Here is a 25,015-nt window from a genome sequence, read left to right as displayed (position 1 = left end):
ACCCCCACCGGAGCCGCGGCACCCCCTGCCCCCGCCCGAACCGACGGACTCCGGCCCCACCGGGTGGACCGTCCGCCGACCCCCACCGAGGAGTCTTCATGAGACGCAAAACCCTGATAACGGGCGTCGCGCTCGCTGTCTTCACCGGGATGACGGTGACGCTCACCGCCCAGCCGGTGTCCGCGTCACCACCCCCGTCCGTGGCCGGTACGCCCGCGATCGCCCCGCCCGCTGCCTCGCTCGCCGCGGCACCGGACATCTCGGTGGCGAACGTCCAGGCGCACCTGACACAGTTCAACAGCATCGCCACCTCGAACGGCGGCAACCGGCGGGCCGGATCCGCCGGATACACCGCGTCGGTCGCCTACGTGAAGAGCAGGCTCCAGTCCGCCGGCTACACGGTCACCGAGCAGCGCTGCACGGACTGCACCTACCCGTCGAACAACCTGATCGCCGAGTGGCCCGGCGGACCGGCCGACCAGGTGGTCATGTTCGGTTCCCACCTCGACGGTGTCTCGGCCGGCCCGGGCATCAACGACAACGCCACCGGCTCGGCGTCGCTGCTGGAGAACGCACTGGTACTGGCCCAGCAGAACCCGACCATGACCAAGCGGGTCCGGTTCGCCTGGTGGACCGACGAGGAGCAGGGCCTCAACGGCTCCGACTTCTACGTCCGCTCGCTCACGGCGACGCAGCGGGGCTACATCAAGGGGTACTACAACTTCGACATGGTCGGCTCGACCAACGGTGGGTACTTCATCAACCGGATCACCTCGACCACCGCGGCTCCGCTGAAGGCGTACTGGGACTCGCTCGGGCTCCAGCCGGAGGAGAACGTGGAGGGGCAGGGCCGCTCCGACGACTACTCCTTCCAGCAGGGCGGCATCCCCACCTCGGGATACGCGGCCGGCGCCAGCGCCCGCAAGACCGCCGCGCAGGCCAGCAAGTGGGGCGGCACGTCCGGATCGGCGTACGACCCCTGCTACCACCGCGCCTGCGACACCACCAGCAACGTCAGCGCCACCGTCCTCAACCGCAGCGCGGACGGCGTCGCGTACGCGATCTGGCAGCTCGCCACCGGCACCGGCACCCCGACCAACGACTTCTCAGTCGCGGTCAGCCCGACCTCCGGCAGCGTCGCCCGGGGCGGCTCGACCACCGCCACCGTTTCGACGGCCACCACCGCCGGTAGCGCGCAGACGGTCAGCCTGTCCGCCACCGGCGCGCCCTCCGGCGTGACGGTGTCGTTCAGCCCGTCCTCACTCACCTCCGGCGCGTCCGCCACCCTGACCGTCGCCGCCTCCGCCAGTGCGACCACGGGTACGCACACGATCACGGTCACCGGAACCGGCTCGGTCACCCGCACCGCCACGTACACCGTCACCGTGACCGGTGGCGGCAGTTGCAGCGGCGGGCAGGTCATCGGGAACAGTGGCTTCGAGAGCGGCACCACCCCGTGGACCGCCACCACCGGAGTGATCACCAACTCGGCCAGCCAGCCGGCGCACGGCGGCTCGTACAAGGCGTGGCTCGGTGGCAACGGCACCACCCGTACCGAGACCCTGACCCAGTCGGTGACCGTGCCGGCCGGGTGCTCGACGTACACCCTCTCGTTCTACCTGCACATCGACACCGCCGAGACCACCACGTCCACCGCGTACGACCGGCTCACGGTCCAGGTGGGCAGCACGACCCTGGCCACCTACTCCAACCTGAACAAGGCGGCCGGTTACCAGCTCAGGACGTTCAACGCGGGCGCGTACGCCGGCCAGACCGTCACCCTGAGGTTCACCGGCACCGAGGACTCCTCCCTCCAGACCAGCTTCGTCGTCGACGACGTGACGTTGCAGGCGAGCTGACCTGCCGGGGTGGGACGGGCGTGGCCCGTCCCACCCCGACGCTCCACCTCCACCAGCCCCACCGCCGCCGACGGGCCCGCCTGACATGCTTACCGGGTGCAACCCGAGGATCAGGTCGACCGGCCCGGACAGCGTCCACCCCAGCAGGTGCGCATCGTCCATCTGACGGCGCCGGTGTTCCGTGCCCTAGCCGACGGCAACCTGGAGGCCGCGAACGCGGCGAGCCCGGTGCCCCTCTCGGCGTACTTCGCCGGCCCCGAGTGGCGGGGGACGTGGCGTCGGCGCAGCAGGCAGGTCGAGGAGGATCCGGCCAGCGCGGCGTGGGTCACGGGTGTCGTGTGGGACGAGCGGCAGCGGGTGGCGGTCGGCCGGGCCGGCTACCACGGACCTCCGGATCCGTCGGGGATGGTCGAGATCGGCTATGCGGTCGACCCGGCGTACCGACGACGCGGTTACGCCCGCGCCGCCCTGGAGTTCCTGCTGGAGCGGGCCGCCCACGAACCTCGGGTACGCACGGTCCGGGTGACGATCAGCCCCGACAACGTCGCCTCTCGGACCCTGGCACTGCAGTACGGCTTCGCCGAGGTCGGCGAGCAGTGGGACGACGAGGACGGCCTGGAGGTCATCTACGAAGTGGACGCCGGGAGCCGCTAGGCCGTGTTTTAGGTAGCGGGTGAGTCTTGGGCGGAGAGTTCTTCGACCAGTTCCATACAGCGCAGGCGGGCTGGGGAGACGTCGTAGGGCATCTTGCCGGTGGCTTCGAACGCGCTCATGGCGTCAGCCTCCCGCCTGTCAGAGCTGAGGTCGGCCTCGTCCTCGCCGTCATCGGCGGTAGCGGGGTGCAAAGTTTCCCAGGTGTCGAAGAGGGCATCGTCGTCCTTCCCCAGGCCGGACGCCTCGATGACGGCCTGCAGGGCCCTTTCGAAGGCGTGCCGCTCGACGGCCACTTGAACCACCCGTGGATCATCGACGGCGACGTTGTCATCGAGTGCCTCCTCGGCGTCATCGATGCGGTCGGATTCCTCCCGCAGAGTGGGATGCGTGGCCAGGACGACGAAGCGGGTGGCCTGGACGGCCGCGCCGAGCGGGCCGAAGATCCGCTCAGTGACCAGCAGACTGTCCAGGTCCGCCTGGCGCAGGGAGCCCTCGGGCAGGCTCTTGAGGCGTTCGGTCACGAAGTCGGAGAGCAGGCCCATCCGGCTGCCTTCGGTGCGCATCCGCTGCACGGCGGTCCGCTGCCGCCGCGATTCCGCCTCCTGCTCGGCGAGGGTTTCCTCCAACCGCTCCAGAATGCCCGCGATACCGTCTCCGCTGTCCGCACCGGCGGAAGCCGTGCCGGTGGTAAAGGAGTCACGGATGTCGTCCAGGGCGATCCCGGCGTCGGCCATCTTGCGAATCCACAGCAGGCGGATCATGTCCTCGTACCGCGTCGGTCATCGCCGCCCCGCTCAGGCTCGGGGAGCAGGCCGATCTCGTGGTAATGGCGAATCGCCCGTGGCGTGCTGCCGGCGAAGGCCGCCGCGTCACCGATCTTGACTTGGCGGGGTGGCATGAAAGACGAATGCATGAGCAAGGACCCTTCCTCAAGTGATCGGGACGTAAGTCCACTGGACCACATGCCGCTACGGAAGGTGCAACCCCATGTTTGTCGAAGCGGGTCGCCACGGGGCCTGGTGCTGCTTGAGACGGCTGATCCCGCATTCGACCGCGTGCCGGGCCTTGTAGTCCTCGCGGTCGAAGAAGGGCGGACGGCCACCGCCACGCCCGAGGCGCCTGCGGTTGCGGACCTGACCGACCGGCGCAGGAACACCTCTGCGTCAGACGGCGGCGGGCAGGTCATAACGGACGTTGGTCAACTCCTCGGAGAGCGCCCACAGTCGCGCGGCCGTGGCCGGGTCTTCGGCGGACGCGACCGGACGGACCGTCGTCGGATATCCCTTGTACTCACCCTGACCGTCGGGACCGATGAACTGGCCGCCTTCGGCGAGCGGATCGGTGGCCGCGTACAACTGCGGTAGCGCCCCCATCTCGGCGTCCTGGGCGAGCAGCCGGTTACCCAGGCTCGTCAGCAGCAGTTTCATCACGCCCGTCGGCCCGCTGCTCTGCAGGTTGGTGACGGCGTAACCGGGGTGGGCCAGCAGGCTGCGTACGGGACTGGCGGCTGCCCGCAGGCGCCGGTCGAGCTCCAGCCCGAACAGGACGTTGGCGAACTTGGACTGGCAGTAGAACGCGGTCGGCGAATACCTGCGGGCGCCGGTCAGGTCGTCGAAGTGGATGTGGCCGCGCCGGTGCATGCCCGAGCTGACGGTCACCACCCGCGGGTCGTTTCCCCGCTGGAGGACGTCCAGCAGCAGGCCGGTGAGTGCGAAGTGGCCGAGGTGGTTGCCGGCGAACTGGATCTCGTGGCCCTGGGGGCTGAGCGCGCGCGGCGGCATCATCACGCCGGCGTTGTTGACCAGTACGTCGACCGGTACCCCGTCGCCGTGGAACCGGTCGGCGAACGCCCGTACCGAGTCGAGATCGGCGAGGTCGAGGTGGCGCAGTTCCAGGCTGGCGTCCGGCTGCGCGGCGGTGAGATCGGCAATGGCCTGCCTACCCTTGGTCTCGTTGCGCACCGCCATGATGACGTGGGCCCCGCGTCGGGCAAGCTGTCTGGACGTGGCCAGACCGAGACCGCTGTTGGCCCCGGTGACGATGAAGGTCCGCCCGGTCTGATCGGGAATACGACCAACAGTCCATTTACTCTCATCCATGCGCTCCAGCATGACGTTCTCGGCGACAGGTGTCCACCGGCCGGTGAGCGCGCCCGCTGGCCCCAACCCTCGACGGAGCCGGAGCTACCGCGACACCACGCTCAGGTCGCCTGTGCTCGGTGTGGGCGGGTTCAGAGTGTCTTGACGTAACGGCGAACCGGCACCGCGATCGTGCCGCCCGACACCTCGGCCGCATAGTCGAGCGGGCCGTCGTCGACCCACCCGCACCGCTCGTAGAACCGCCGGGCCCGTGTGTTGCCGTCGACCACGGCCAGCCAGGCCCGACCCGCACCGGAGCCGGCAACAAGTCGCTCGGCCTCGGCAAGCAGCAACGTGGCCACACCTGACCCGCGATGGCCCGCCGACACGAACACCTGCTCGACCTCGTCGCCGAGCACCATCACAAAACCGGCAAGCTGGCCGGCCACCTCGGCCACCACCGTGTCCGCGACGCGCCCGGCTGCCCGTACGCGGAACGACTCCGGCGTACGGACGGCGACGAGCGCCTCAGGCACGTGACCGACGTGGCCGTCGCGCCACCCGTCCCACCACACCCTGGCGACCGCCTCGGCATCGGCGGGCGTGGCGGACCGGAGGCTGACGGCTGACACCGGTCGATCCTACAAGCGCCCTCGACGCCGCAGCGGTGCCGCTCCGCCCGCGACTAACGGGAGAACGAGCGGGCGATCACCATCCGCTGGATCTGGTTGGTGCCCTCGACGATCTGCAACACCTTCGCCTCCCGGAAGTAGCGCTCGACCGGGTGGTCGGCGACGTAGCCGGCGCCGCCGAGCACCTGCACCGCGTCGGTGGTCACCCGCATCGCGGTGTCGGTGGCGAAGAGCTTGGCCTTGGCCGCCTCGATCCGGTACGGCCGCCCCGCGTCACGCAGTCGGGCCGCCGCCAGCGTCAACGCCCGCGCCGCAGCCACCTGGGTGGCCATGTCGGCGAGCATGAAGCCGAGCCCCTGGAAGTCGATGATGGAGCGGCCGAACTGCTGCCGCTCGCGGGCGTACGCGACGGCGTAGTCCAGGGCGCCCTGAGCCAGCCCGACCGCGCAGGCGGCGATGCCGAGGCGCCCCGAGTCGAGCGCGGCCATGGCGATCCGGAAACCGTCGCCCTCCTCCCCGATCAGCCGGTCGGCCGGCACCCGGGCGTCGTCGAAGACGATCTGGGCGACCGGGGAGGACCGCAGTCCCATCGTCCGTTCCGCGCGCTGCGGTTCGATCCCGGTGGTACGGGCGGGTGCGAGCAGGCAGGAGATGCCGCCGGCGCCCGGACCGCCGGTCCGGCAGAAGACGTTGTAGAAGTCGGCGGTCGCGGCGTGGGTGATCCACGCCTTGGTTCCGGTGACCCGGTAGTGCTCGCCGTCGCGGACCGCCCGGGTGGTCAGCGAGGCGGCGTCCGAACCGCCCTGCGGCTCGGAGAGGCAGTACGCACCGAGCAGTTCCCCGCCGAGCAGGTCCGGCAGGAGATTGCGCTGCTGTTCGGTGCCGTACGCGGCGGTCGGGTAGCAGGAGAGGGTGTGCACGCTGACCGCCTCGGCGACCGCGAGCCACCGGCTGGCGAGGATCTCCAACGCCTGCAGGTAGACCTCGTACGGCTGCTCGGACCCGCCGTACTCCTGCGGGTAGGGCAGGCCGAGCAGGCCACTGCGCCCGAGGGTGCGCAGCACCTCGCGGGGGAACTCGCCGCGGGCCTCGAAGTCGGCGGCGCGGGGGGCGAGTTCGCGGTCGGCCATCTCGGTGACGAGCTCGAGCAGCTCGTACGCCTCTCCGGTCGGGAGGATGCGGTCGACCGTCATAGCTGCACCAGCTCCGTCGGGATGGTGTTGAGTCGTTCGACGCCGTCCACGGTGCAGACGACGATGTCCTCGATCCGGGCGCCGTGGCGCCCGGCCCGGTAGATGCCCGGTTCGATGGAGAAGGCCATGCCCGGTTCCAGTGCCCGGCCGTTGCCGGTGACCAGGTAGGGGTCCTCGTGCCCGTCCAGACCGATGCCGTGGCCGGTGCGGTGCAGGAACTCCGGGCCGTACCCGGCCTCGGTGATCAGGTCGCGGGCGGCGGCGTCGACCGCCTCGGCCGGTACGCCGGGACGGACGGCGGCGACGGCGGCACGCTGGGCGGCGTACAGGACCCGGTAGTAGTCGGCGAAGTCCGCCGGCGCGTCCCCGACGACGTAGGTGCGGGTCGCGTCGGAGCAGTAGCCGGTGGGCATCGTGCCGCCGATGTCGACCACCACCGGGTCACCGGGGGCGATCCGGCGCTCCGAGGTGGCGTGGTGCGGGCTGGCGCCGTTCTCCCCGGCGGCGACGATGACGAAGTCCACGGTCGCGTGACCGGCCGCCCGGATCGCGCCGGCGATGTCGGCGCCGACCTCGGCCTCGGTCCGCCCCGGCCGCAGCCACTCCCCCATCCGGGCGTGTACCGAGTCGATCGCCGCGCCGGCCTCGCGCAGCGCGGCCACCTCGGCCGGCGACTTGCGCAGCCGCAGCTCGCGCAGCACCTCGCCGGCCAGGCGCTGGGTAGCGCCGGGCAGCACGTCCCGCAGGGCCAGGACCTGCTCGGCCCACATCCGGTTACCCAGGCCCACGTTGCCGACGGGCCCGCCGAGCGCGGCCACGACCAGCGGGTACGGGTCGGTACCGTCGGTGTGTTCGACGATCCGTACGCCGGTGCCGGGTGCCGGGGACGCCTCGGCCGCCGGCCGCTCCAGGGCCGGTACGACCAGCGTCGGCTCGCCCTGGGCGGGCAGCACCAGGCAGGTGAGCCGCTCCTGCGCGTGCGCGTGGTAGCCGGTGAGGTAACGCAGGTCGGAGCCGGGGGTGATCAGCAGCGCGTCCAGGCCGGCCCGGGCGGTGGCCCGTTGGGCGGCGGCCAGCCGCTGCGGTGGGTAGAGGTCGTCTATGCACACACCGCTAGCTTAACGGTCGTTCGGGTGAGGGGGGTCACCCTAGGGTCACATCCGGTGGAGGGCTCCGGACACCGCTGCCGAGCGGTCGGCATGCCCGAGCACGTCGGTGCTGTCGACGAACTGGTCCACCGCGCCGACCGGCGGACGGGCACGCAACCCGGGATCGGTCAACGCCGCCCGCAGGCTGCCGGCGAACCGCCCGGCGTCCAACACGAGGAACGGCCGGCTGTGGAACGGCCGTACGGTCGGGTCCATCGCCTCGGCCAGCCCCGTCTCGTTGCTCCAGACCGCCGCCGCCGTCAGGGCACGGGCCAGCCCCGCCTCCCGCGCCGCCGCGCCGGTGATCCCGGCCGGGACGCCGAGGCCGAGTGCCGTCCCCAGGTCCGCGGCGATCGGTGCCGCGCCGGGCAACCGGGCGAACTGGCTGCCGAGCCACTTGCCGTACGGCGGGTAGCGACGCCGCAGGAGCAGGCAGAGCCGCATCAGGTCGCGGGCGATCCGTCCGGTCACCACCAGCGAACCCAGTTCATCGCCCACCTCCGCGCAGCGGCCGACGAAGTGCTCCTCCTGCGCGATCCGGGTCCACTGGGCCGCCAGCACGTACCGCCAGACGTCGTCGGGGTACCAGTCCAGGGCCGTACGGACCCGGGCGAGGGCACCGTCGAGGTCGTCGTGGAACACCGCACCACCGGTGACCTCGGCCAGGCGCTGGGTCGGCACGGCCAACCAGTCCGCGACGGTGACCCCGGACCGGGGGTCGAAGCCGAGCGCGGCCGACAGCCAGTCGGACAGCCCCAGCACCTGGACACCGTGCCGGTCACCGTCGGCCGCGAGCACCCCGAGCCCGCCGAGTCCGGGGTCGGGGTGGCCGGCGAACCGGGTCGGATAACCGAGGAAGGATGCGGGCAGGTGCGCATCCACCGTCGCGATGATCTCGGCCGTCCGGTGCGTGTCGTCGGGTCCGACGAACACCTGCAGGCGCGGCCCCCAGTCGTGGTCGACCGAACGTACGGTGTCCAGTCCGAGCAGCTCCGAACCGGTGTCCAGGCGCCCCGCCGCGTACCGCAGGCCGGGGAGGTGGCGCCGCATGATCGGGCCGACGACCTCATCGTGGAAACGGCGGCACAGCACCAGTCCGGGCACGAAGTCCATGACCACAGCCTGCCGCATAGGCTCGCCGTCATGACAATGGAATACGTACGGCTCGGTGGCACCGGCCTGCGGGTGTCGCGGGTCTGTCTGGGGATGATGAGCTACGGTTCGCCGACCTGGCGGGACTGGGTGCTCGACGAGAACGGCGCCGAACCGCTGGTCCGGCGCGCGGTCGAACTGGGCGTCACCTTCTTCGACACCGCCGACGTCTACTCCCTCGGCGCCAGCGAGGAGGTCACCGGCAAGCTGCTGCGTACGCTCTTCGACCGCCGCGACGACTACGTGCTGGCCACCAAGGTCTACAACCAGATGGGTGACGGGCCGAACGACCGGGGCCTGTCCCGCAAGCACATCCTCGCCTCGATCGACGACTCGCTGCGCCGGCTCGGCACCGACCACGTCGACCTCTACCAGACCCACCGGTGGGACTACGACACCCCGATCGAGGAGACCATGTCGGCGTTGCACGACGTGGTCCGGGCCGGCAAGGCCCGTTACCTCGGCGCCTCGAGCATGTACGCCTGGCAGTTCGCCAAGGCCCAGCACGTCGCCCGGGTCAACGGCTGGACCCCGTTCAGCTCGATGCAGCCGCACTACAACCTGGTCTACCGGGAGGAGGAGCGGGAGATGCTGCCGCTCTGCCTCGACCAGGGGATCGGGGTCATCCCGTGGAGCCCGCTGGCCCGAGGGGTGCTCGCCGGCACCCGCAGCCGGGGCGGCGAACGGCGTACCACCCGGGCCCACTCGGACACCTTCGCCGACTCGCTCTACGACGAGTCGGACTTCGCCGTGGTCGACGCGGTCGGCCGGGTCGCCGACCGGCGCGGTCTGCCACCGGCGCAGGTGGCCCTCGCCTGGCTGTTGCACCAGCCGGCGGTCACCGCCCCGATCGTCGGTGCGACCAAGCCCGGCCACATCGAGGACGCGGTCGCGGCGGTCGGGGTCGGGCTCGACGACGACGAGCGGGCGGCGTTGGAGGCTCCCTACCGGCCGCACCCGGTCCGGGGACATTCCTGAGCGTACGGCCCGTCGTGGCCCGTGCCGGGGCGTCGGCTCCGGCGCGGGCCGCGACTGTGCCAGGCTGTCGGGTGTGACCGACCGACGCCCCCTGCTCCTCGTCGACGCTCCCAGCCTCTACTTCCGGGCCTACTTCGGCATCCCGGAGTCCGCCGCGCGGGCTCCCGATGGCAGCCCGGTCAACGCCGTCCGGGGCTTCCTGGACATGATCGCCTCGCTGATCCGCAGCCGCCGGCCGGACCGGCTGGTCTGCGCGCTGGACTACGACTGGCGGCCGGCTTTCCGGGTGGCGCTGCTGCCGTCGTACAAGGCGCACCGGGTCGCGCCGGCCGGCGGCGAGGTGGTACCGGACACCCTGGCCCCGCAGGTGCCACTGCTGCTGGAGGTGCTGGCGGCGATCGGGATCCCGGCGATCGGCGCGGACGGGTACGAGGCCGACGACGTGCTCGGCACCCTGTCCGCCACCCAGCCCGGCCCGGTCGAGGTGGCCTCCGGTGACCGGGACCTGTTCCAGCTCATCGACGACGACCGAGGGGTGCGGCTGCTCTACTGCGGCCGGGGCGTGGCCAAGCTGGAGGACTGCGACGACGCGGCGGTACGCGCCAAGTACGGCGTGCCCGCCGCCGGGTACGCGGACTTCGCCGCGCTGCGCGGTGACCCGAGTGACGGCCTGCCCGGGGTCGCCGGGGTGGGTGAGAAGACCGCCGCTCGGTTGATCGACCGGTACGGCAGCCTGGACGGCATCCTCGCCGCGCTCGACGAGCCCGGATCCGGTTTCGCACCCGGGCTGCGTACGAAGCTCGTCGCCGCCCACGACTACCTCGCGGTCGCCCCGCAGGTCGTACGCGTGGCACTGGACGTGCCGCTGCCCGCCCTCGACACCCGGCTGCGGACGGACCCGGCGGACCCGGAGCGGTTGTTCGCGCTGGCCGAGAAGTGGAACCTGGCCGGGTCCTGCCGCCGCCTGGTCGACGCCATGGCGGCGGATCGCTGAGCCCGGACCGGGATCAGGGCCGCTCGGCCATCCGGGCGTTCAGGTACGCCACCGCGGCCCGGTCCTCCTCGTTGGGGGCGGCGAGCACCGCGTAGACCAGTGCGACCACGCCGAAGACGACGGTGAGCACGATCGGCAGCAGCAGGGTCGACACGGTCGCACCGGGCAGGGCGGCAGTGGCGTTGTCGTGCAGGTGCACCGACATCGCGGACATGCCGGTGTAGTGCATGCCGCTGACCGCGATGCCCATCACCAGCGCGGAGCCGACGATGGCCAGCGGGCTGCGTACGGTCACGGCGAGCCAGAGCGCCACGGTCGCGGCGACCACGGCGATGACCACCGAGGCGATGACCGGGCCGGTGGCGTAGTCGACCTGTCCGTTGAGGTGCATCGCGGTCATGCCGACGTAGTGCATCGCCGCCACGCCCAGGCCGGTGAGCAGACCACCGGCGAGGATCTTCGGGACGGTCGCCCGGCCCATGCCGACGATGAACAGTCCGATCCCGACGGTCACGATGGCGAGCGCGGCGCTGGCCACGGTGATGCCGATGTCGTAGCGGATCCGGGTGCCGACCACGGCGAAGCCGAGCATCGCCATGAAGTGCATGGTCCAGATCGCCGTTCCACCGATCGCCCAGGCGGCCAGGATCAGCCACCAGGCGCGTTGCCGTGAGTTCGGCGCCTGGCGCACCCGTACGGTGCAGGTCAGGCCGAGTGCGGAACCGAGCACCGCGAGCAGGTAGCTCGCCGAGGGGGTCAACCACCCGTACTCAAAGTGATGAATCTCGGCCATGATCGCCCCTAAGCCACGTTGTTTCCAGCTCGTTAAAGGTCCCCCTGAGGCAGGATGATCAACGAGGTGGCCAGGCGCAACTTCAAGATCGCACAGATCGGGCAGAGATCGAGAATATGCCGAGCCGTGCAGGCAGGACCGGCCAAAGGTCGCCGAGCGTGACCGGGAAGCTGATCGCAGATTCAGGCCGTCGCGTGATACGCGAGAACTCCTCGGTTTATCGCCACCATCGCCTGCCGGGCCGTGGCCCGCAGGTCGGCGCTCGCGCCGTTGGCGTTGGAGAGCTGACCGAGCAGGTCGACCACCTGCCGGGTCCACCGGACGAAGTCCCCGGCCGGCATGTCCCCGTCGAGATTGTGCCCGCTGCCCAGCACCTTGGTCAGCGCCTCACCCCGGGCCCACCGGTAGATCGGCCAGACGAACCCCAGATCCGGCTCCCGCGTCGACTCCAGCCCCTGGGCGGCCTCGTCGGCCTCCAACTCGGCCCAGATCTGCAGGGTCGCCTCGACCGCGTCGGAGACGCCGCCACGGGGTACCGAGGCCCGCTCCTCGGCATCCCGCCGGGCCTCGAACACCACCACCGAGACCGCGGCCGCCAACTCGGCCGGGGCCAGCCCGTCCCAGAGCCCCCGGCGCAGGCACTCGGCGACCAGCAGGTCCGCCTCGGTCCAGATCCGACCGAGCATCCGGCCGGCGTCGGTCACCTCACCTCCGGGGGTGAGATACCCGCGCGAGGCCAGCAGCCCGCAGATCCGGTCGAAGGTACGCGCCAGCGAACCGGTACGGCCCGCCACCCGCTCCCGCAGCTCGTCGGTGTCCCGCTCCAGCCGGCGGCGCCGTTCCGCCCAGCGGGCGTGCTCCTCCCGGTCGGCGCAGGCGTGGCACGGGTGCCGGCGCAGCTCGGCGCGCAACTGGGTGAGCCGGTCGTCCTCGCCGCTGCCTCGGCCCCGGCTGCCCCGCCGGGAGTGCCGGTCCAGGCCCAGCCCGTTGAGTGCCGCCCCCAGGTCCCGGCGGGCGGCCTGCGAGCGGTGGTTGAAGTTCTTCGGCACCCTGATCCGGGCCAGCACCTCGGCCGGGGTGGTGAAGTCGGCCGGCGTGATCCGGCCGGCCCAACGGTCCTGGGTGAGCACCAGGGGTCGGGGCTCGCCGAACCCCGGTGCGCCCGGTTCGAGCACCACCGCGAGCCCGGCCCGGCGCCCGGACGGAACCCGGATCACGTCACCGACCCGCAACCGCTCCAGGGCGGTGATCGCGGCGTTGCGCCGCTGGGTCTGGCCCTGCCGGTTGAGTGCCCGTTCCCGCTCCCCGATCATCGACCGGAGCGCGAAGTACTCGTCGAAGTTCCCGTGGTGGCACTCCGCCTCCGCGCCGTACGCCTCGATCGTCTCGACGTTGCGCTGCACCTGCCGGGCCAGGCCGACCACCGATCGGTCCGCCTGGAACTGCGCGAACGAGGACTCCAGCAGCACCCGGGCGGATTCCGCGCCCACGGAGCCGACCAGGTTGACCGCCATGTTGTACGACGGACGGAAGCTCGACCGCAGCGGGTAGGTCCGGGTGGACGCCAACCCGGCCACGTGCCGGGGATCCACCTCCGGCGACCAGACCACGACGGCGTGCCCCTCGACGTCGATGCCCCGCCGCCCGGCCCGCCCGGTGAGCTGGGTGTACTCCCCCGGCGTCAGGTCCACGTGGGCCTCGCCGTTGAACTTCACCAGCCGCTCCAGGACCACGCACCGGGCCGGCATGTTGATGCCCAGCGCCAGGGTCTCGGTGGCGAAGACCGCCTTGACCAGGCCACGGACGAACAACTCCTCGACCACCTCCTTGAAGGCGGGGAGCATGCCGGCGTGATGGCTGGCCAGACCGCGCTCCAGCCCGTCGAGCCACTCCCAGTAGCCGAGCACCGCGAGATCCTCGGCGGCGAGGGTGGTGATCCGCGACTCCACCACCCGGCGGATCTCGGTCCGCTCCTCCGGCGTGGTCAGGCGCAGTCCGGCGGCCAGACACTGCTGCACGGCCGCGTCGCAACCGGCCCGGCTGAAGATGAACAGGATCGCCGGGAGCAGATCCTCGCGTTCCAGCCGCTCGACGATCTCGTGCCGCAGCGGGCCGCGCCACCGTGGCCCCCGGCCACCGCTGCGCCCCCACCCCGGCCCGTGCGTACGCCCGTCGCCGAGTTCCAGCCGGCGCAGCATCTCGCGGGTGTACCGCAGCAGTTCCGGGTGTACGTCGTGCTTGCGGGCGGCGTCGGCGTCGTGGAACAGGTCGAAGTTGCGTCGACCGACCAGCATGTGCTGCCAGAGCGGTACGGGTCGGTGCTCGCTGACCACCACCTCGGTCTCGCCCCGTACGGTGACCAGCCAGTCCGCGAACTCCTCGGCGTTGGAGACGGTGGCCGACAGCGACACCAGGGTCACCGACTCCGGGAGGTGGATGATCACCTCTTCCCACACCCCGCCCCGGAACCGGTCGGCGAGGTAGTGGACCTCGTCCATCACCACGTACGCCAGCCCGGCCAGGGTGGTGGAGCCGGCGTAGAGCATGTTGCGCAGGACCTCGGTGGTCATCACCACCACCGGGGCGTCGCCGTTGATCGCGTTGTCGCCGGTGAGCAGGCCGACCTGGTCGGCGCCGTACCGGTCGACCAGGTCGTGGTACTTCTGGTTCGACAGCGCCTTGATCGGGGTGGTGTAGAAGCACTTGCGCACCGGCGCCGGCTCGACCGCCACCGGCGCTCCGTCGACCGCCGGCCGACCCCGCAGCGCCAGATGTACGGCGAACTCACCAACGACCGTCTTGCCCGCACCGGTCGGGGCGCAGACCAGCACCCCGCTGCCGCGCTCCAGCGCCTGACACGCCTCACGCTGGAAGTCGTCGAGGTCGAACCCCAGATCGAGGGCGAACTCGTCCAACGCGGGAAACATGGTGACCTGCGCGGCCCGGCGGCGCGCCGCTGCGTACCGCTCGGCGGGGCTCGACATAGGGTCAAGATTAATGCGTGCCGGCACCACCCGTGCGGCGAGGCCGTCGAGCAGACGGGTCCGACCCGGTCGGTAGGGTGCACGACGTGCCGGACCATGCCGAACCGCCCAACCCCCGTACGCCGAGCGGAGCCGCCAACACGCTCCCGGCACCGCCACGTCGGCCGGTCGACGCGGTGCTGTTCGACTTCCACGGCACACTCGCGCAGGTGGAGGACCCGGTGAGCTGGGTCGTCGCCGGCGCGGCCGAGTGCGGAACAGCGCTGGACCGGGGCCGGGCGACGGTGCTCGCCGACCGGCTGATCACCGCCGGTCGGGCCGGTGGGCCCCTGCCGAACCGGGTGCCGCCGCAACTGGCCGAGGTGTGGGCCAACCGTGATCTCTACGAGTACGCCCACCGGGCCGCGTACACGGGGCTCGCCGGGACCGTGAACACCGGTGTCGAGGGCCTGGCCGAGGCGCTCTACGAGCGGCTGCTGCGGCCGGAGGGGTGGGTGCCGTACACCGACACCGCCGCCACGCTCCAGTCCCTGCGGTCGGCCAAGGTGCCGGTGGCGGTGGTCAGCAACATCGGCTTCGACATCCGTCCGTTCTTCACCGCCTGGGGGTTCGCCGACCTGATCGACGCCTACGTGCTGTCGTACGAGGTGGGCCGCTGCAAGCCCGACCCGGACATCTTCCTGCGCGCCTGCGGTGCCTTGCGGGTCGACCCGGAGCGTGCGCTGATGGTCGGCGACAGCCCGGCGGACGCGGGAGCGGTCCGCGCCGGATGCGCCGCGCTGCTGCTGCCAGCGGCGGAGGCCGGCCGACCGAACGGTCTGGGCGCGGTCCTCGACCTGGCGATCCACGACGACAGGGGCTGAGCAGCCGGGCTGGTGGAACGTGGCGACCACCGGGCGGCGGTCTTCCGGATCGCCGTCACGCCCACTGCCGGGCCGCTGCTGTGCGCCGCAGCGTTCACCGCCGGTGCGGGCCGCTCAGCGCAGCAGGCGGACCGCGCCGGGCACCGCGTCCACCGTCACCGGCAGCGGGCCGATCCGCTCCCCGTCGGCGTAGCAGACGATGCCCTCGGCGGCAGTGATTTCCACCGTCCGGGCCCGGTAGGCGCGCACCAGCGGATGGTCGACGTGCGTGCCCCGGTAGACCTGCGGCTTGATCCTCATCAGGGTGCCCCGACCGACCGCCCCGGCGACCACCACGTCGAGCAGCCCGTCCGTCGGGTCGGCAGCCGGGCAGATCCGCATGCCGCCGCCGTAACTCGCGCAGTTGCCGACCGCCACCAGCACGGCCTCGATCTCGTGTGCCACCCCGTCCAGGCGCAGGGTGTAGGCCCTCGGCCGGAGCCGGGCCAGTTCGACCAGGATGGCCAGGTCGTAGCGGAGTGGCCCGCGCGGCCAGCGCATCCGGTTGGCCCGCTCGTTCACGATCGCGTCGAATCCGGCGCCGAGCACCGCGCCGTACCAGCGGGGCGGTGCGTCCGGACCGGTCATCCGGGCCAGGTCGACCGGGCGGGCCCGGCCGGCGCGCAGCGCGTCGATGATCACGTCGGTGGCGGCGATCGGGTCGGCCGGGAAGCCGGTCTCCAGGGCGAAGTCGTTGCCGGTTCCGACCGGCACCGGCCCGAATCCGACCGGTGTGCCGGCCACCGCCTGCAGGGCCAGGTGCACCGTGCCGTCGCCGCCCACCGCCACGAGCGCGGCGACGCCGTCGGCCACCGCGGCGTGGCAACCGGCCTGGGCCTGTCCGGCCGTACGGGCCTCGAGTACGCGTACCGGACGCCCGGCCGCCCCCAGCCGTTCCAGTACGGCGGGCAGGAGGTCGGCGTACCGCCCCCGGCCGGCGGTGGGATTGGCGAGCACGGCCACCGGCCCGTCCCCGATCGGGACGGCGGCGGAACCGATCGGGTCGCGGTGCTCGGATGCGGTCACGGCGAGCACGGTACCGCCCGGCGCCGAGGATGCCGATACCTCGTTCGCCGGGCGGTGATCGACCGTCGGGTCGTCCGTCCTGTGACCGGTCAGGTCATGTCGTCGTAGCGGCTGTCGATCGGCTTCGGCGGCGCCACCGGTGCCACCGTTTCGACCCGCGCCCCGGCCTCGACCGGCTCCGGCTCGTGCGTCAACGGGGAGACCTCGTCGTCGTCGAGCCCGGCGTAGACCTCCTTGCCCCGTCCACGCCGCTTGTCGTTGATGAACGCGACCCCGACCGCGGCGAAGTAGAGCGCGGAGAGGCAGATCGCCAACGCGGTCATGCCGAACGGGTCCGGGGTCGGGGTGACCACCGCGGAGAAGGCGAAGAACAGGAAGATGACGACCCGCCACCAGCTCAGCAACCGCCTGGCGCTGGCGATGCCCACGAAGTTGAGCATGAGGATCACCAGCGGGAACTCGAACGCCACCCCGAACATCAGGATCATGCTGGTGACGAACGAGATGTAGCGGGTGACCTCCAGTTGGGTGTCGAGGCCGGTCACCCCGGACTCGAGCAGGAACTGGAGTCCCTTGTGCACCACGAAGTAGGCCAGGAACGCACCACCGGCGAACAGCGGCGCGGCCAGACCGGTGAAGGCGTACGCGTAGCGGCGCTCGTGCCGGTGCAGACCGGGCGCGATGAACGCCCAGAGCTGGTAGAGCCAGACCGGCGCGGCGACGACCAGACCCACCCACAGGGCGATCTTGAGGCGGAGCAGGAAGCCGTCGGCCGGACCGAGCTGGGTCATCTGACAACTGCCGTCGGGCTTCGTCATCCCCGGCAGGTCGCAGTAGGGCGCCTTGAGCAGTTCGAAGACCGCGTCGGCCAACCACATACCGACGGCGAACCCGATCACGATCGCCAGCGACGCCCGGAACAGCCTCGTACGCAGGTCGCGGACGTGCTCGATCAGGGTCATCGAGCCGTCGGCGGCCCGCTCGAACTGACTCGGTCCGCGCTTACGAAGTGCGAAGGCCACGATGCTCGGGCCTCCGGGTCAGTTGTCGCGGACGCGCTGCACCGGGTCGGTGACCGGCGGCGCGGGCGGCTGGTAACCCGGTTGGTGCACGCTGCTCGGCTGGATCACCGGATCCGGCGTGTACGGCTGCCGGCTGTGCTGCGCGTCGGCCTTCTCCGCGAGGTCCTTGTCATCGTCGGTGAGGCTCTTCGTCTCGGCCTTGATGATGCGCAGCGAACGGCCCAGCGAGCGGGCCGCGTCCGGGAGCCGCTTCGCGCCGAAGAGCAGGATCAGCACGACCACAAGTACGGCGATATGCCACGGCTTGAGGGCACCCATGGGAAGCTCCAGTCGGTCTTCGTGGAATTGCGAGTGTCGGGGCCTATCGTACGTGTGTTGCCGGCCCGTGCCACCCGACGGGATGATGCCAGTTGCATCCGGTCGGTGAAGTCTTGACCAACGCGAGCGCCCCGTCAACCCGTGCAACGGGCTCTTCCTGCCCGAACGCCCCGGTCGGGGACCGCAGCGGGGCACGAGGGCGATCACTCCCCGTGTTTGGCCTTGATCAAAATGAGACGTTGCTGGGTGACCTCGGCCTGCCGTTGCAGGACCACCAGGCGCTCCTGGAGCGTCTCGGCGCGTGCGGCGAGCGCCTCCACCTGCCCCTGCCGGCGCAGCAGGGCGAGCGCCGCCCGCTCCAGGCCGGGCAGCCGCGCCAGCACCGGCCGGGCGGCCAGCACGAGCACGAGCAGAGCGAACAGCACCACCGCGAGGACGATCCAGGTCACCACGTCGGTCAGCCTAGTGCCCGGCGACAGCCGGCGCCGGCACGGCGTACGCGTCGAGCGCGGCGGCGGCCGAGTCGCGTACCTGTTCGACCAGGTCGACCGGGGACACCACGGTCACCTCCGGACCGAGGCCGAGGACGAAACGACGGGCCCACTCCAGGTCGGTCACCCGCAACGAGACCAGCCACTGCTCACCGTCGCCCGGTTCGACCTGCTCGCACGGGTAGTACTCGGTGATCCACCGGCCACCGCGGCCCACCCGCAGGGTGACCAGGGGCAGATCGGGCGAGGGCTGGAAGACCCCGGCGCTGAAGTCGTGCAACCGGGTGGCCTGCGGCGGCACCACGGCGGGTTCGTCGAGCTCGGTCTGCGCGTCGATCCGGTCGGCCCGGAACAGCCGTACCGCCTCGGCCCGCCGGCACCACGCCTCGAGGTAGGCCCGGCCGCCGACCATCAGCACCCGGATCGGGTCGATGGTCCGCTCGGTGGTCTCGTCGCGGGCCGCGGTGTAGTAGGTGATCCGCAGCGCCCGGCCCCGCCGGACCGCACCGTGCAGCGCCTCGGCCTGATCGCCGTCACCGGCCATCCGGACCTCCACCGGCGCGTCGGCGAGGTCCCCGGCGGCATCCTCGATTTTCGCCAGGGCGCGCTCGATCGCGTCCCGGTTCGCGATCCCCGGCGTCTCGACCAGCATCCGCAGCGCCACCACCAGCGCCAGTGCCTCGTCGGGGGTGAGGCGCAACGGACGGTCGATGCCGGCGTCGTAGGTGATGGTGACCCGGTCACCGTCGAAGGCCATGTCGATCAGGTCACCGGGACCGTAACCCGGCAGGCCGCAGACCCAGAGCAGTTCCAGGTCCTCGCGCAGTTGCCGCTCGCTGACGCCGAGGTCGCCGGCCGCCTCGGCCAGCTCGATCCCCGGCCGCGCCAGCAGGTACGGCACCAGGTTGAGCAGCCGGGCGAGCCGGTCGGCCGAGGCCCGCGATCCACTCATTGCGTCACTCCGTCGCGTGCTCATGCGGTGCTCCCGCCCACCATCACGTCGTGCTGGGCGGCGATCTCCTTGAGTCGCTGGATGACCGCGTCCCGGACCTCCGGCGGGTCGAGCACCCGGATGTCCGGCCCGTAGCCCACCAGGGTGCCGGCGAGGGCCTCGGGATCCGCGTACGGCAGGACCAGCCGGTCCCCGTCCGGACCGGAGATGATCTCGCCCGCCCAGCGGCGCAGACCGGCGGCCCGACCGGGACGGGCCAGTACGGTCGCCCGGCCGGTCCGCTCGACCGGGCCGAACCAGCGGGCCACGTGGCTGATCAGGTCGACGCCCTCGGGCGGGGCGTAGCCGCCCGGCCGACCCACCATCCGGACCGTCCCGACGACCCGGGAAAGCCGGAAGCACCGGGTCGCCGCCCGGTCGAGGTCGTGCCCGACGACGTACCATCGGCCCCGCCAGCACACCACGCCCCACGGCTGCAGCCGCCTGCTGGTCGGCACGTCGTCGTCGGGCACCCGGTAGTCGAAGGTGACCGCCCGACGATCCCGGGCGGCGGCGGTCAGCGGTGCGAAGGCCGGGTCGACGGTGACCACCGGTTCCATGCCCAGGGTCGCCTGCGGGTCGACGTCGATGCCGGCCGCCCGGAGCTTGGCCAGGCCGGACGAGGCGGCGGCGGCCAGGCCGGCGTGCTGCCAGAGCCGGGCGGCGATCCCCACGGCGGCGGCCTCGTCCGGTTCGAGCGGGATCTCGGGCAGGGCGTACTCGCGGTGCGCGATCCGGTAGCCGGGCTCGGTGTCGAACACACTGGCCGTGCCGGTCTCCAGCGGTACGCCGAGTTCGCGCAGCTCCGCCTTGTCGCGTTCGAACTTGCGTTGGAACGCCTCATGGTCGCGCGGATCGTCCGGATCGTGCTCATAACCGGGCACGGTCGCGGCGATCTGCGCGGCGGTCAGGAACCGCCGCGTGGACAGCAGACATATCACCAGGTTGACCAGGCGTTCGGTGCGGCTCCGCGACACGCCTGAGACGCTAGCAGTGTTGGCCCGCCGCGTACGCACCCACACGGGGGTGGGCAGCAATCCGATCCATCGGTTATGTCGTCCACGGGACCATAGGCTGCCCTCATGGCGAGATCGCCGGAGGGTGCGCAGAGTGTCGGCACGGTGATCATCGCCGGCGTGGCGAACCTGACGATTGCCGCGGCGAAGGTGCTGGCGGGCCTGCTCAGCGGCTCGGCGGCGGTGCTGTCGGAGGCCGCCCACTCGTTCGCGGACACCACCACCGAGGTCCTGCTCTTCGTCGCGCTGCGCCGGGGTGCCCGGCCCGCCGACGACGAACGGCCGTTCGGACACGGGCGGGAGAGCTACGCCTGGGCGTTCCTGGCCGCGGTCTTCACCTTCGTCGGCGGGGGCATCTTCTCCATCACCCAGGGCGTGCACGCCATCCAGATCGACCAGCGCCAGGACGACAACCTCATCTCGTACGTGGTGCTGGCCATCTCGGCCGTCGCCGAGGGGATCTCGTGGCGACGGGCGAGCCGGCAGATCAAGGGCCGGGCGCGGAGGTTCTCGGTCAGCCCCTGGCTGGTGGTGCGGCGTACCCCGGACACCACGGTGAAGGCGGTCTTCTTCGAGGACAGCGCGGCGCTGATCGGGCTGGTGCTGGCGGGGGCCGGCGTCGGGCTCTCCCAGATCACCGACAACGGGTTCTGGGACGGCCTGGCCTCGATCATGATCGGCCTGCTGCTCCTGGTGGTGGCCGTGACGCTGGCCCGCAGCAATCTCTCCCTGCTGCTCGGCCGGGCGGCCGGACCCTCCACCCGACAGGAGATCTACGACGAACTGGTCGGGGTGCCGACGGTCGTACGGATCCACACCCTGCTGACCCTGCAACTGGGCCCGGACGAGATCCTCGTCGCGGCGAAGGTCGACTTCGCCGACGACGCCACCGGTGCCGCGATCGAGGCCGCCGCGGACGAGGCCGAGCGGCGATTGATCGCCCGCAACCCCGCCGTACGGTTCGTCTTCCTCGACCCGACCGGCTCCAAGTCGCCGGACCTCCCGGACACCCGGCCGGACTGACCCGACGCCCCCGCCGCCCCGGCGGCCACCGGCCCGGCTACCGTGCCGGACATGGTGCGATGGCGGTCCGGCACGGTGACGGCGGTACGACGGCAGTGGCGCGGCGCGATCGAGCTGGATGTGGCGCTGCCCGACGGCTCGGCCGTCCGGGCGCTGGCCTATCCCGCCCTGGTCGGCACCCCGGAACCCGGCGACCGGGTGCTGCTCAACGTCGGCGCGTTGCTGATGGGGCTGGGCACCGGCGGGTACGCCCTCGTGGTCGCACTCCCCGACCGGCTGCCGGCCGACCCCCCGGACGCGCTGGACAACCGCGACGGCGGACACCTGGTGAAGGCGCGGTACACCCCGCTGCAACCGATCCTGCTCGGCGCCGACGAGGAGGCCTCACCGCACCGGGCCGCCCTGGTCGACGCCGACGACCTCGATGGCCTGCCGGTGGTCACCGCCGACCTGCACTCGGCGCTGCCGGCGATCGTGGCCGGCATCCGGGCCGACGGGCCACGGGTGCGGATCGCCTACCTGATGACCGACGGCGGGGCGCTACCGGCGTGGTTCTCCCGCACTCTGGCCGCCCTCGACGGTGAACTCGCCGGCACGGTGACGGTCGGGCAGGCGTTCGGCGGTGACCTGGAGGCCACCAACCTGCACGGTGGGCTGCTCGCCGCCCGACACGTGTTCCACGCGGACATCGCGATCGTCGCCCAGGGGCCGGGCAACCTGGGCACAGGAACCCGCTGGGGTTTCTCCGGAGTCGCGGTCGGTGAGGCCGTCAACGCGGTTACCGCGCTGGGCGGTCGGCCGGTCGGCTCGCTGCGCATCTCCGGCGCCGACGCCCGGGACCGTCACCGTGGCCTGTCCCACCACAGCCTCACCGCGTACGGAAGGGTGGCTCTCACGCCGGCGGACCTGGTGGTGCCGAACGGCCTGGAGCCGGCGCTGGCCGCCGAGGTGGAGGAGTCACTGACACCGCTGATGGGTCGGCACCGGGTGATCCGGGTCGACACCGACGGGCTGGACGCCGCGCTGCGGGCGGCCCCGGTCACGCTGTCGACCATGGGCCGGGGACTGGACGCCGACCACGCCTACTTCCTCGCCGCGGCAGCGGCCGGCCGGCACGCGGTCACCCTCCTGGGGTGATCCGGACCGGCCGACCTAGCTGAACACCACGACCGAGATCCAACCGGCGACGAGCAGCACCAGTGCCGTCACCAGCACCCAGGTCGGCACGGTGTACTCGCCCCGCCGGTTGCGCGCGATCTCTTCGACGATCTTCTCGCGACGCCGGTTGACCCACCCCTGGCGCACCTGATCGGTGTTGCGCTCGGGCGGCTCTTCGGCGGAATGGTCAGGAGGTGTCATAACGCCCCCGAGACTACCCGGAACCGGCGTCGCCGCGTACGCCGGCCCGGCACCGCTCACATGCTCGCGATCAGCCGCTCCACCCGCTCGTCGTACGCCCGGAACGGGTCCTTGCACAGCACGGTGCGCTGCGCCTGGTCGTTGAGCTTCAGGTGCACCCAGTCGACGGTGAAGTCCCGGCGCTTCTCCTGCGCGTGCCGAATGAACTCGCCGCGCAGCCGCGCCCGGGTGGTCTGCGGAGGCGTCTCCTTGGCCTCGAAGATCTCCGGGTCGGTGGCGATCCGGTCCACCTGGCCGCGCCGCTCCAACAGCCCGTAGAGGCCGCGTCCCCGGCGGACGTCGTGGTAGGCCAGGTCCATCTGGGCGATCCGGGGGTGGGACAGCGGCAGGTCGTGCTTGGCCTGGTAGCGCTCGATCAGCTTCAGCTTGCTGACCCAGTCGATCTCCCGGGAGACCGGTTCGAGGTCACCGCTCTCCACCGCGTTCAGCACCCGTCCCCAGAGTTCCACCACCCGCTTCGCGGTCTGGTCACCGCCGCGACGCTCGACGAACTCGGTCGCCTTGGCCAGGTACTCCTGCTGGATCTCCAGCGCGCTGACCTCCTTGTTGGAGGCCAGCCTGACCTTGCGCCGGCCGGTGATGTCGTGGGACACCTCCCGGATCGCCCGGATCGGGTTCTCCAGCGACAGGTCCCGCATCACCACCCCGGCCTCGATCATCCGCAGCACGATGTCCGCGGTGCCGACCTTGAGCAGGGTGGTGACCTCGTTCATGTTGGAGTCGCCGACGATGACGTGCAGCCGGCGGTAGCGTTCGGCGTCGGCGTGCGGCTCGTCGCGGGTGTTGATGATCGGTCGGCTCCGGGTGGTCGCCGACGACACGCCCTCCCAGATGTGCTCAGCCCGCTGGGAGAGGCAGTACACCGCACCGCGCGGGGTCTGCAGCACCTTGCCCGCGCCACAGATCAACTGTCGGGTCACCAGGAACGGGATCAGGACGTCGGCCAGGCGGCCGAACTCCCCGTGCCGGGAGACCAGGTAGTTCTCGTGGCAGCCGTACGAGTTGCCGGCCGAGTCGGTGTTGTTCTTGAACAGGTAGATCTCACCGGCGATGCCCTCGTCGTGCAGCCGTTTCTCGGCGTCGACGAGCAACCCCTCGAGGATCCGCTCACCGGCCCGGTCGTGCGCGACCAGGTCGGTGACCGAGTCGCACTCCGGTGTCGCGTACTCCGGATGGGACCCGACGTCGAGATAGAGCCGGGCGCCGTTGCGCAGGAAGACATTGCTGGATCGTCCCCAGGACACCACCCGACGGAAGAGGTAGCGCGCGACCTCGTCCGGGGAGAGTCGCCGCTGACCGCGGTAGGTGCAGGTGACGCCGTACTCGGTCTCAAGACCGAAGATTCGCCGCTCCATGAACAGACACTAGCCGCCCGGAGCCGCCGAATGGTCGCCCTCGGGTCGCACATTCCGCGCGTCGGCGCCGAAACTCCCCGCGGAACGGCCGATGCGGGTACGTCAGCGGAGCAGATTGAGCAGGTATTCGCCGTACCCGCTCTTGAGCAGTGGCAGGGCCAGGGTGCGGAGCTGATCGTCGTCGATCAGGCCGGCCCGCCAGGCGACCTCCTCCACGCAGCCGATCTTCATGCCCTGGCGTTCCTCGATCACCCGGACGAACTCGGCCGCCTGCATCATCGAGGTGAAGGTGCCGGTGTCGAGCCAGGCGGTGCCCCGATCGAGCACCATCACGCTCAGCTCGCCGAGCTCGCGGTACGCCTCGTTGACCGCGGTGATCTCCAGCTCGCCACGGTCGCTGGGGCGCAGGTCGCGGGCGATCTTGACCACCCGGTTGTCGTAGAAGTAGAGCCCGGGCACGGCGTAACGGGACTTCGGCTTGGCCGGCTTCTCCTCGATCGAGAGCACCTGCCCGTGCTCGTCGAAGTCGACCACGCCGTATTCCTCCGGGTTGGCCACCTGGTAGGCGAAGACCCGCCCACCGACCAGGTCGTTCTGGTCGGCTAGCTGCCGACCGAGACCGACGCCGTGGAAGATGTTGTCGCCGAGGACCAGCGCCACCGAGTCGTCACCGATGAAGTCGGCCCCGAGGACGAACGCCTGCGCGATGCCCTCCGGTCGCGGTTGGGCGCAGTACTCCAGACGCAGGCCGAACTGACTCCCGTCACCCAGCAGACGCCGGAACTGGTCCTGGTCGTCGGGGGTGGTGATGACCAGGATCTCCCGAATGCCGGACATCACCAGCGTGGAGAGCGGGTAGTAGATCATCGGCTTGTCGAAGACCGGCATCAGCTGCTTCGATACCGCCTTGGTCAGCGGCCAGAGTCGGGAGCCGGTGCCACCGGCGAGCAGGATTCCACGCACCTGGGGAGAGTACCGATTCTCGGT

Annotated in this window: 25 protein-coding genes; 7 read left to right on the top strand and 18 right to left on the bottom strand. The window is 71.4% G+C overall.

Translation table 11 applies throughout. The features are described 5' to 3' along the window. Positions 1 to 98: 98 nt before the first annotated feature. Both ACWEFB_RS00820 and ACWEFB_RS00815 read left to right on the top strand, forming a co-directional pair. Positions 99 to 1,859 carry a M28 family peptidase gene (locus ACWEFB_RS00820; protein ID WP_452280906.1) on the top strand — a complete coding sequence of 587 codons (1,761 nt, stop codon included), beginning with the start codon at positions 99 to 101 and terminating at the stop codon, positions 1,857 to 1,859. A gap of 96 nt (positions 1,860 to 1,955) precedes the next feature. Beyond that, the gene (locus tag ACWEFB_RS00815; protein ID WP_452280904.1) at positions 1,956 to 2,513 is read left to right on the top strand and encodes a GNAT family N-acetyltransferase; all 558 of its coding nucleotides are present in this window, start codon (positions 1,956 to 1,958) and stop codon (positions 2,511 to 2,513) included. An 8-nt stretch (positions 2,514 to 2,521) separates the two neighbouring features. Here the strand turns inward: ACWEFB_RS00815 and ACWEFB_RS00810 are convergent, their stop codons facing one another. The 7 genes from ACWEFB_RS00810 to ACWEFB_RS00780 all read right to left on the bottom strand — a co-directional run bounded on the left by ACWEFB_RS00810 (position 2,522) and on the right by ACWEFB_RS00780 (position 8,677). Beyond that, positions 2,522 to 3,274 carry a MerR family transcriptional regulator gene (locus ACWEFB_RS00810; protein ID WP_452280902.1) on the bottom strand — a complete coding sequence of 251 codons (753 nt, stop codon included), beginning with the start codon at positions 3,272 to 3,274 and terminating at the stop codon, positions 2,522 to 2,524. After that, complete coding sequence (locus ACWEFB_RS00805) at positions 3,271 to 3,411, bottom strand: MerR family transcriptional regulator (RefSeq protein ID WP_452280900.1); 141 nt, start codon at positions 3,409 to 3,411, stop codon at positions 3,271 to 3,273. The genes ACWEFB_RS00810 and ACWEFB_RS00805 overlap by 4 nt, the downstream gene beginning before the upstream one ends. Before the next feature lie 265 nt (positions 3,412 to 3,676). Further along, positions 3,677 to 4,612: an oxidoreductase gene (locus tag ACWEFB_RS00800; protein ID WP_452280898.1), complete on the bottom strand. Its 936-nt coding sequence runs from the start codon at positions 4,610 to 4,612 to the stop codon at positions 3,677 to 3,679. Between the two features lie 131 nt (positions 4,613 to 4,743). Continuing rightward, positions 4,744 to 5,223, bottom strand: a complete 480-nt coding sequence (locus ACWEFB_RS00795; RefSeq protein ID WP_452280896.1) for an N-acetyltransferase family protein — start codon at positions 5,221 to 5,223, stop codon at positions 4,744 to 4,746. Positions 5,224 to 5,276: 53 nt separating this feature from the next. Next, the gene (locus ACWEFB_RS00790) at positions 5,277 to 6,416 is read right to left on the bottom strand and encodes an acyl-CoA dehydrogenase family protein (RefSeq protein ID WP_452280894.1); all 1,140 of its coding nucleotides are present in this window, start codon (positions 6,414 to 6,416) and stop codon (positions 5,277 to 5,279) included. Further along, entirely contained in the window at positions 6,413 to 7,525 is a 1,113-nt protein-coding gene (locus tag ACWEFB_RS00785) for a M24 family metallopeptidase (protein WP_452280892.1), read from the bottom strand. Before ACWEFB_RS00785 ends, ACWEFB_RS00790 begins: the two co-directional genes overlap by 4 nt. Before the next feature lie 45 nt (positions 7,526 to 7,570). Continuing rightward, positions 7,571 to 8,677, bottom strand: a complete 1,107-nt coding sequence (locus tag ACWEFB_RS00780) for a DUF4037 domain-containing protein (protein WP_452280890.1) — start codon at positions 8,675 to 8,677, stop codon at positions 7,571 to 7,573. A gap of 36 nt (positions 8,678 to 8,713) precedes the next feature. On the opposite strand from ACWEFB_RS00780, the gene ACWEFB_RS00775 reads away from it, so the two are divergent. Further along, a complete protein-coding gene (locus tag ACWEFB_RS00775) occupies positions 8,714 to 9,694 on the top strand; it encodes an aldo/keto reductase (protein ID WP_452281394.1) in 981 nt (326 codons plus the stop codon). Positions 9,695 to 9,767: 73 nt separating this feature from the next. Further along, positions 9,768 to 10,688, top strand: coding sequence for a 5'-3' exonuclease (locus ACWEFB_RS00770; protein WP_326558559.1), 921 nt, complete (start codon positions 9,768 to 9,770; stop codon positions 10,686 to 10,688). 13 nt (positions 10,689 to 10,701) lie between these two features. On the opposite strand, the gene ACWEFB_RS00765 is transcribed toward ACWEFB_RS00770, so the two are convergent. Together ACWEFB_RS00765 and ACWEFB_RS00760 are read right to left on the bottom strand one after the other, a co-directional pair. Next, a complete protein-coding gene (locus ACWEFB_RS00765; RefSeq protein ID WP_452280888.1) occupies positions 10,702 to 11,481 on the bottom strand; it encodes an MHYT domain-containing protein in 780 nt (259 codons plus the stop codon). Between the two features lie 182 nt (positions 11,482 to 11,663). Beyond that, complete coding sequence (locus ACWEFB_RS00760; protein ID WP_452280886.1) at positions 11,664 to 14,465, bottom strand: DEAD/DEAH box helicase; 2,802 nt, start codon at positions 14,463 to 14,465, stop codon at positions 11,664 to 11,666. Between the two features lie 86 nt (positions 14,466 to 14,551). On the opposite strand from ACWEFB_RS00760, the gene ACWEFB_RS00755 reads away from it, so the two are divergent. Beyond that, a complete protein-coding gene (locus tag ACWEFB_RS00755) occupies positions 14,552 to 15,328 on the top strand; it encodes an HAD family hydrolase (RefSeq protein ID WP_452280884.1) in 777 nt (258 codons plus the stop codon). 114 nt (positions 15,329 to 15,442) lie between these two features. Here the strand turns inward: ACWEFB_RS00755 and ACWEFB_RS00750 are convergent, their stop codons facing one another. The 6 genes from ACWEFB_RS00750 to ACWEFB_RS00725 all read right to left on the bottom strand — a co-directional run bounded on the left by ACWEFB_RS00750 (position 15,443) and on the right by ACWEFB_RS00725 (position 20,192). Next, positions 15,443 to 16,366, bottom strand: coding sequence for a YegS/Rv2252/BmrU family lipid kinase (locus ACWEFB_RS00750; RefSeq protein ID WP_452281392.1), 924 nt, complete (start codon positions 16,364 to 16,366; stop codon positions 15,443 to 15,445). Between the two features lie 116 nt (positions 16,367 to 16,482). Continuing rightward, complete coding sequence (tatC, locus tag ACWEFB_RS00745; RefSeq protein ID WP_326558563.1) at positions 16,483 to 17,415, bottom strand: twin-arginine translocase subunit TatC; 933 nt, start codon at positions 17,413 to 17,415, stop codon at positions 16,483 to 16,485. An 18-nt stretch (positions 17,416 to 17,433) separates the two neighbouring features. Beyond that, the gene (gene tatA / locus ACWEFB_RS00740) at positions 17,434 to 17,733 is read right to left on the bottom strand and encodes a Sec-independent protein translocase subunit TatA (RefSeq protein ID WP_326558564.1); all 300 of its coding nucleotides are present in this window, start codon (positions 17,731 to 17,733) and stop codon (positions 17,434 to 17,436) included. A 203-nt stretch (positions 17,734 to 17,936) separates the two neighbouring features. Beyond that, positions 17,937 to 18,185, bottom strand: coding sequence for a hypothetical protein (locus ACWEFB_RS00735; RefSeq protein WP_452280881.1), 249 nt, complete (start codon positions 18,183 to 18,185; stop codon positions 17,937 to 17,939). A 10-nt stretch (positions 18,186 to 18,195) separates the two neighbouring features. Further along, positions 18,196 to 19,176 (bottom strand): helix-turn-helix transcriptional regulator, encoded by a 981-nt coding sequence (locus ACWEFB_RS00730; RefSeq protein ID WP_326558566.1) that lies wholly within the window; start codon positions 19,174 to 19,176, stop codon positions 18,196 to 18,198. A gap of 20 nt (positions 19,177 to 19,196) precedes the next feature. After that, positions 19,197 to 20,192 carry a helix-turn-helix transcriptional regulator gene (locus tag ACWEFB_RS00725; protein WP_326558567.1) on the bottom strand — a complete coding sequence of 332 codons (996 nt, stop codon included), beginning with the start codon at positions 20,190 to 20,192 and terminating at the stop codon, positions 19,197 to 19,199. A 105-nt stretch (positions 20,193 to 20,297) separates the two neighbouring features. Between ACWEFB_RS00725 and ACWEFB_RS00720 the strand changes: the two genes are divergently transcribed. Both ACWEFB_RS00720 and ACWEFB_RS00715 read left to right on the top strand, forming a co-directional pair. Beyond that, on the top strand, positions 20,298 to 21,254 hold the full coding sequence (locus ACWEFB_RS00720; protein WP_452280878.1) for a cation diffusion facilitator family transporter: 957 nt from the start codon (positions 20,298 to 20,300) through the stop codon (positions 21,252 to 21,254). 51 nt (positions 21,255 to 21,305) lie between these two features. Then, positions 21,306 to 22,391 (top strand): DUF3866 family protein, encoded by a 1,086-nt coding sequence (locus ACWEFB_RS00715; protein ID WP_452280876.1) that lies wholly within the window; start codon positions 21,306 to 21,308, stop codon positions 22,389 to 22,391. 15 nt (positions 22,392 to 22,406) lie between these two features. Here the strand turns inward: ACWEFB_RS00715 and ACWEFB_RS00710 are convergent, their stop codons facing one another. The 3 genes from ACWEFB_RS00710 to rfbA all read right to left on the bottom strand — a co-directional run bounded on the left by ACWEFB_RS00710 (position 22,407) and on the right by rfbA (position 24,991). Beyond that, a complete protein-coding gene (locus ACWEFB_RS00710) occupies positions 22,407 to 22,613 on the bottom strand; it encodes a hypothetical protein (protein WP_326558570.1) in 207 nt (68 codons plus the stop codon). Positions 22,614 to 22,669: 56 nt separating this feature from the next. Continuing rightward, entirely contained in the window at positions 22,670 to 24,028 is a 1,359-nt protein-coding gene (gene pafA / locus ACWEFB_RS00705; protein ID WP_326558571.1) for a Pup--protein ligase, read from the bottom strand. Positions 24,029 to 24,130: 102 nt separating this feature from the next. Continuing rightward, entirely contained in the window at positions 24,131 to 24,991 is an 861-nt protein-coding gene (gene rfbA, locus ACWEFB_RS00700; RefSeq protein WP_452280874.1) for a glucose-1-phosphate thymidylyltransferase RfbA, read from the bottom strand. Positions 24,992 to 25,015 lie beyond the last annotated feature (24 nt).

The sequence above is a fragment of the Micromonospora sp. NPDC004704 genome (assembly GCF_053601675.1).
This window is presented reverse-complemented; position numbering and strand designations above follow the sequence as displayed.

Coding starts and splice junctions, on each gene's coding strand:
- ACWEFB_RS00810 (WP_452280902.1), bottom strand. CDS start 3,274: ATGATCCGCCTGCTGTGGATTCGCAAGATGGCCGACGCCGGGATCGCC.
- tatA (WP_326558564.1), bottom strand. CDS start 17,733: ATGGGTGCCCTCAAGCCGTGGCATATCGCCGTACTTGTGGTCGTGCTG.
- ACWEFB_RS00775 (WP_452281394.1), top strand. CDS start 8,714: ATGGAATACGTACGGCTCGGTGGCACCGGCCTGCGGGTGTCGCGGGTC.
- ACWEFB_RS00715 (WP_452280876.1), top strand. CDS start 21,306: ATGGTGCGATGGCGGTCCGGCACGGTGACGGCGGTACGACGGCAGTGG.
- ACWEFB_RS00710 (WP_326558570.1), bottom strand. CDS start 22,613: ATGACACCTCCTGACCATTCCGCCGAAGAGCCGCCCGAGCGCAACACC.
- ACWEFB_RS00760 (WP_452280886.1), bottom strand. CDS start 14,465: ATGTCGAGCCCCGCCGAGCGGTACGCAGCGGCGCGCCGCCGGGCCGCG.
- ACWEFB_RS00805 (WP_452280900.1), bottom strand. CDS start 3,411: ATGCCACCCCGCCAAGTCAAGATCGGTGACGCGGCGGCCTTCGCCGGC.
- ACWEFB_RS00780 (WP_452280890.1), bottom strand. CDS start 8,677: ATGGACTTCGTGCCCGGACTGGTGCTGTGCCGCCGTTTCCACGATGAG.
- ACWEFB_RS00820 (WP_452280906.1), top strand. CDS start 99: ATGAGACGCAAAACCCTGATAACGGGCGTCGCGCTCGCTGTCTTCACC.
- ACWEFB_RS00720 (WP_452280878.1), top strand. CDS start 20,298: ATGGCGAGATCGCCGGAGGGTGCGCAGAGTGTCGGCACGGTGATCATC.
- ACWEFB_RS00730 (WP_326558566.1), bottom strand. CDS start 19,176: ATGAGTGGATCGCGGGCCTCGGCCGACCGGCTCGCCCGGCTGCTCAAC.
- ACWEFB_RS00765 (WP_452280888.1), bottom strand. CDS start 11,481: ATGGCCGAGATTCATCACTTTGAGTACGGGTGGTTGACCCCCTCGGCG.
- ACWEFB_RS00790 (WP_452280894.1), bottom strand. CDS start 6,416: ATGACGGTCGACCGCATCCTCCCGACCGGAGAGGCGTACGAGCTGCTC.
- pafA (WP_326558571.1), bottom strand. CDS start 24,028: ATGGAGCGGCGAATCTTCGGTCTTGAGACCGAGTACGGCGTCACCTGC.
- ACWEFB_RS00800 (WP_452280898.1), bottom strand. CDS start 4,612: ATGGATGAGAGTAAATGGACTGTTGGTCGTATTCCCGATCAGACCGGG.